The following is a 4,420-nucleotide window of genomic DNA, read 5'->3' on the forward strand; positions in this document are numbered from 1 at the left end:
CAATCCAGAGTGGCGTAAACCGCCCTGGATTGCTTCGCTTCGCTCGCAATGACGACATGCGATCGATCATCGACATTTCATCTTTCGGGTTATATGCCCACGCTCGTTCCCGCTCTGCTTCGGTATCGGGCTAGGAGACTGCCTTCTTCATGCAGGCAGCGGGCTTCACATCGGCGATAACAAGCCCGTGAAGCCGTCGTGAAGGCTCCGCCGCGAGGCGGAGCCTTTCGCATTTGCGGGATTGGCACACCCGTGTGACTCCGCTCACTTGGCGGACGCCCTTCCCGCGCCTATACCCCTTTCAAACATAATCAATCTTGGGCCGCATCGTTATCCGCGGGAGGGTTCGCCTCCCGGAACAGGGAGGATTTCATGCGTTCGAGTCTGCGTTTCATCTCCGTCGCCGCGATCGCGGCGATGCTTGCCGCCGTTCCGGGATCGGCGCAAAAGACCAGCGGTCCCAAGGAACGCTATGAAATGGACGTTGCGACGATGTCGGGCTTCGCCGCGATGGCGGGCGGACGCGGCGGCATCGGCGGCGCTATGGGGATGATGTTCGGCGGCGATCCGTCGACCAAGGTCGCCTATCTGCTTGACCTCCGCCTCGGCTCGAATCAAGACGCCAGCGCGCCGCCGCCGAAGGGCGACCATTTCTTCCTGCCGCAGGCAAAGGTCGGCAAATCGCTGCCGCTGATCGCGCCCGAACGCGGCAAGGAAGAGGTGCCGCAGACGTTCGAGCGGCCGAAGGGCCGCCTGCTCCTCTATTGGGGCTGCGGCGCGAAGGCGGGGCCGGGTCAGCCCGTCGTCATCGATTTCGCGAAGGTCGCCGCGGGCCAAATGCCGCCGGGCCTGATGTCGAGCGCGGTGCCGGTGATCCGCGAAGTGTCGGCGGCGAACAGCCGCTCCTATGCCCATTGGCCCAACGGCAAGGGCGGCAAGCAGCCCTCGTCGGGATCGTCGCTGCTCGGCGCGCACAAGGTGACGAGCAATTTCGGGCCGGAGATCAACTTCACCCTCGCACAGGATTATATGCCGGGGCTCCAGGCCTCGACCGCGATCCAGCCCGACGGGTCGGTGATGATCCGCTGGAGCCCGCTTCAGCCCGCGACCGGCTATGCCGCCTGGGCCTTCGGCGGGATGGATCGCGGCGCAGGCGGCGGCGACGTCGTCTGGTGGACGAGCAGCGCGACGAAAGAGTTCGGCGGCGGCCTGTGGGACTGGTTGCCCCCGTCCGTGGTCGCCAACCTGATCACGAAGAAGATCGTCATGCCGCCGTCGCAGACGAGCTGCCAGATTCCCGCCGAGGTCAAGAAGGCGTCGGGCGAGATGATGGTCGGCAACCTCAATGCTTTCGGGCCCGAGGCCAACTTCTCCTACCCGCCCAAGCCCGCGGGCAATGCGGTGTGGAACATCGACTGGACCGCGAAGGTGCGCTTCCGCTCGCACACGATGCTGCTCGTCGGCGCCGATTTCGGCGGCATGAGCGGTTCGAGCGGCGGTGCGAGCACCCCCGAGCCCGCGAAAAAGAAGAAGTGCAAGGGACCGCTCGGCATTCCGCTGCCGACCTGCTGATCCCGGCCCTTCCGATCCGGCGAAGCGTGCCGGGGGCGCGGTGAGTCATCCCCGGTTAACGCGCGGCGGCGTAGGGTGCCCGACGGGTAGGGTATGTTGAAGACAGGAGTCATATCATGCGTACGCTGATCCCCGCCATCCTCGCCGCCGCCGCGACGCTCGCCGCGCCCGCCGCCTTTGCCAAGGACACGCGCACGCCCGAACAGCAGCTCGAAAAGCTGCTCGAAGGCCGAGTCGCCGGCACGCCGCAGGATTGCATCAATCTGGCCGCGACCAACAGCAGCCAGGTGATCGACAAGACCGCGATCGTCTATCGTGTCGGCAATACTTTGTGGGTCAACCGCCCGCGCGGCGGCGCCGATCAGCTTGGCGACGACGATATTCTCGTCACCAAGACGACGTCGTCGCGACTGTGCAGCATCGACACCGTCGAACTGCGCGACCGCACGAGCCATATGTATAGCGGCTTCGTCTCGCTCGGCGAGTTCGTGCCCTATCGGAAGGTCAAGGCGGCGGCGCAATAACCGGCGTGCAGGACGACGAGACCCCGCGGGCCGCGCCGCCCCCCGACTGGGCCGCACGGCTCCTCGCCTTCTGGTTCGACGGCCATGGCATGGCCGACTGGTATGGCGGCGGGCCCGACTTCGACGCGGAGGTGCGCGCGCTGGCGGGCGACTGGCGCGAGGTGCTGCGCGCCCGGCCGGCCGAGGCTTTTCTGACCGACCCCGACACCGCACTCGCCGCGGTGATCCTGTTCGACCAGGTGCCGCGCAACATCCACCGCCGCCAGGCCGGGGCTTTCGCGACCGACGACCTCGCCCGCGCGGTCGCGCGCGGCATCGTCGCAAAGGGCTGGGACCAGAGCTGGCCCGACGAACGGCGCCAATTCGCCTATCTGCCCTTCGAGCACAGCGAGGAGATCGCCGACCAGCGCGAATCGCTGCGGCTGATGAACCAGCTCGCCGATCCGGTCTTCCACGAATATGCGAAGAAGCATTTCGACATGATCGACCGCTTCGGCCGCTTCCCGCACCGCAACATGGCGCTCGGCCGCGCCAACCGGCCCGGCGAGGAGGCGGCGATAGAAGAGGGCGGCCATTGGTGATAGGGTCTGGGTCTTTGCCACGCGGACGGGATATATGGCCGAATTCACCGACACGCTGACCGACAGGCATATCGCCTTCATCGAACGGCAACCGCTCTTCTTCACCGCCACCGCGGCGGCGGAGGGCCGCATCAACCTGTCGCCCAAGGGCTATGACTGTTTCCGCATATTATCGGAAAGCCGGGTCGCGTGGCTCGATCTCGGCGGCTCGGGGAACGAGACGCACGCGCATCTCGCAGCCGATGGGCGCATCACGCTGATGTTCTGCGCGTTCGATCGCACCGCCTGGATATTGCGCATCTATGGCCGCGGCCGCGCGGTGCTGCCGCAGGACGCCGGCTGGGACGCGCTCGCCGCGCATTTCACCCTGCTCCCCGGCACGCGCCAGATCTTCGTGATCGAGGTGACAAGCGTCCAGACGAGCTGCGGCTGGGGCGTGCCGATGATGGAATTGAGTCACGAACGCGAGGCGCTGCGCAAATATCACCGCCAGGCCGACCCCGCGGAATGGGTCGAAAAGTTCCAGGGCCGCACGCAAAGCATCGACGGCCTGCCGACGCGCCCCACCGACCGCTATATCGCGGGCGACGCCTGATGGCGCTCGTCGAACTGATCCGCCTGCCGAACGGCGTCGAGGCCGAACTGCTGCGCGGCCGCCTCGAAAGCGCCGGCGTCCACGCCGTCTGCTTCGACGCGGGCATGAACATCGCCGACAGCGTCGGGCTGCTCATCCCGGTGCGCGTGATGGTGCTCGATGAAGATCTGGTGGAAGCCCGCGCGCTGATGCAAGAGTTCGGCGTCGGCTGAAATCTGGCTCGTCATTGCGAGGAGCGTAGCGACGAAGCAATCCAGGGTTGCGTAAACCGCTCTGGATTGCTTCGCTCCGCTCGCAATGACGGTGGTGCGGCGGGCAACCCGATCGCTCTTCATTCGTCATATAATGAGCAATGAAAGACAACGGCCCATCCCGCCCATGATCAAGGTCGCCAGCTATAATATGCGCAAGGGCATCGGGCTCGACCGGCGCCGCGATCCGGGCCGGGTGCTGTCGGTGCTGCGCGAACTCGACGCCGATGTCGTCGCGCTGCAGGAGGCCGACCGCCGCTTCGGCACCCGCGCCAGCGCGATCCCGCCGCACATGTTCGAGGAGCATAGCGACTATGTGCCGGTCGATCTGCTCGATGGCCGCCCCTATGCGATCGGCTGGCACGGCAATGCGCTGCTCGTCCGCAAGGGGATCGCGGTCGAGGAAAGCCACGCGCTCCACCTGCCGACGCTCGAACCGCGCGGCGCGGTCGCCGCGACCTTGCGCATCGGCGGCGACCGGCTGCGCGTCGTCGGCATGCACCTCGACATTTCGGGCCTGCGCCGCCGCCAGCAGGCGCGCGCGATCCTCCACCATGTCGCGGGGGGCGAGGAACTGCCGACGATCCTGATGGGCGATTGCAACGAATGGCGCGCGGCGGGCGGCTGCCTCACCGATTTCGGCGAGCATCACCGCCTCGTCGATACCGGCCACAGCTTTCACAGCCGCCGGCCGGTCGCCAAGCTCGACCGCATCTTCGCTTCGCCCGACCTCGAACCCGTCGACGCCGGCGTCCACCGCAGCCCCCTCGCCGCCCGCGCCTCGGATCACCTGCCGATCTGGGCGCGGTTCAAAACGGTGGAGTCAGTCCGAAGCGAATAGACATCCGCGTGCTTTCCCTCGGCACCCCGGACTTGGTCCGGGGGCCCGCGAGTACC

Annotated in this window: 6 protein-coding genes; all 6 read left to right on the forward strand. The window is 66.7% G+C overall.

The features are described from left to right. Positions 1–372 precede the first annotated feature (372 nt). A complete protein-coding gene (locus tag OJI97_RS15310; protein ID WP_297664887.1) occupies positions 373–1,572 on the forward strand; it encodes a hypothetical protein in 1,200 nt (399 codons plus the stop codon). 116 nt (positions 1,573–1,688) lie between these two features. Further along, positions 1,689–2,096 carry a hypothetical protein gene (locus OJI97_RS15315; RefSeq protein WP_297664889.1) on the forward strand — a complete coding sequence of 136 codons (408 nt, stop codon included), beginning with the start codon at positions 1,689–1,691 and terminating at the stop codon, positions 2,094–2,096. 5 nt (positions 2,097–2,101) lie between these two features. Beyond that, positions 2,102–2,677, forward strand: a complete 576-nt coding sequence (locus tag OJI97_RS15320) for a DUF924 family protein (RefSeq protein WP_297664891.1) — start codon at positions 2,102–2,104, stop codon at positions 2,675–2,677. A 34-nt stretch (positions 2,678–2,711) separates the two neighbouring features. After that, complete coding sequence (locus OJI97_RS15325) at positions 2,712–3,272, forward strand: pyridoxamine 5'-phosphate oxidase family protein (protein ID WP_297664893.1); 561 nt, start codon at positions 2,712–2,714, stop codon at positions 3,270–3,272. Beyond that, complete coding sequence (locus OJI97_RS15330) at positions 3,272–3,484, forward strand: DUF2007 domain-containing protein (protein WP_297664895.1); 213 nt, start codon at positions 3,272–3,274, stop codon at positions 3,482–3,484. Before OJI97_RS15325 ends, OJI97_RS15330 begins: the two co-directional genes overlap by 1 nt. Before the next feature lie 166 nt (positions 3,485–3,650). Continuing rightward, on the forward strand, positions 3,651–4,364 hold the full coding sequence (locus OJI97_RS15335) for an endonuclease/exonuclease/phosphatase family protein (RefSeq protein WP_297664897.1): 714 nt from the start codon (positions 3,651–3,653) through the stop codon (positions 4,362–4,364). Positions 4,365–4,420: the final 56 nt, after the last annotated feature.

The sequence above is a fragment of the Sphingopyxis sp. genome, assembly GCF_025869345.1.
GTDB lineage: Bacteria > Pseudomonadota > Alphaproteobacteria > Sphingomonadales > Sphingomonadaceae > Sphingopyxis.

Bases quoted from the DNA above. Each gene is read 5' to 3' on its own strand.
- OJI97_RS15310 (WP_297664887.1), top strand. From the start codon at position 373: ATGCGTTCGAGTCTGCGTTTCATCTCCGTCGCCGCGATCGCGGCGATG.
- OJI97_RS15315 (WP_297664889.1), top strand. From the start codon at position 1,689: ATGCGTACGCTGATCCCCGCCATCCTCGCCGCCGCCGCGACGCTCGCC.
- OJI97_RS15325 (WP_297664893.1), top strand. From the start codon at position 2,712: ATGGCCGAATTCACCGACACGCTGACCGACAGGCATATCGCCTTCATC.
- OJI97_RS15330 (WP_297664895.1), top strand. From the start codon at position 3,272: ATGGCGCTCGTCGAACTGATCCGCCTGCCGAACGGCGTCGAGGCCGAA.
- OJI97_RS15335 (WP_297664897.1), top strand. From the start codon at position 3,651: ATGATCAAGGTCGCCAGCTATAATATGCGCAAGGGCATCGGGCTCGAC.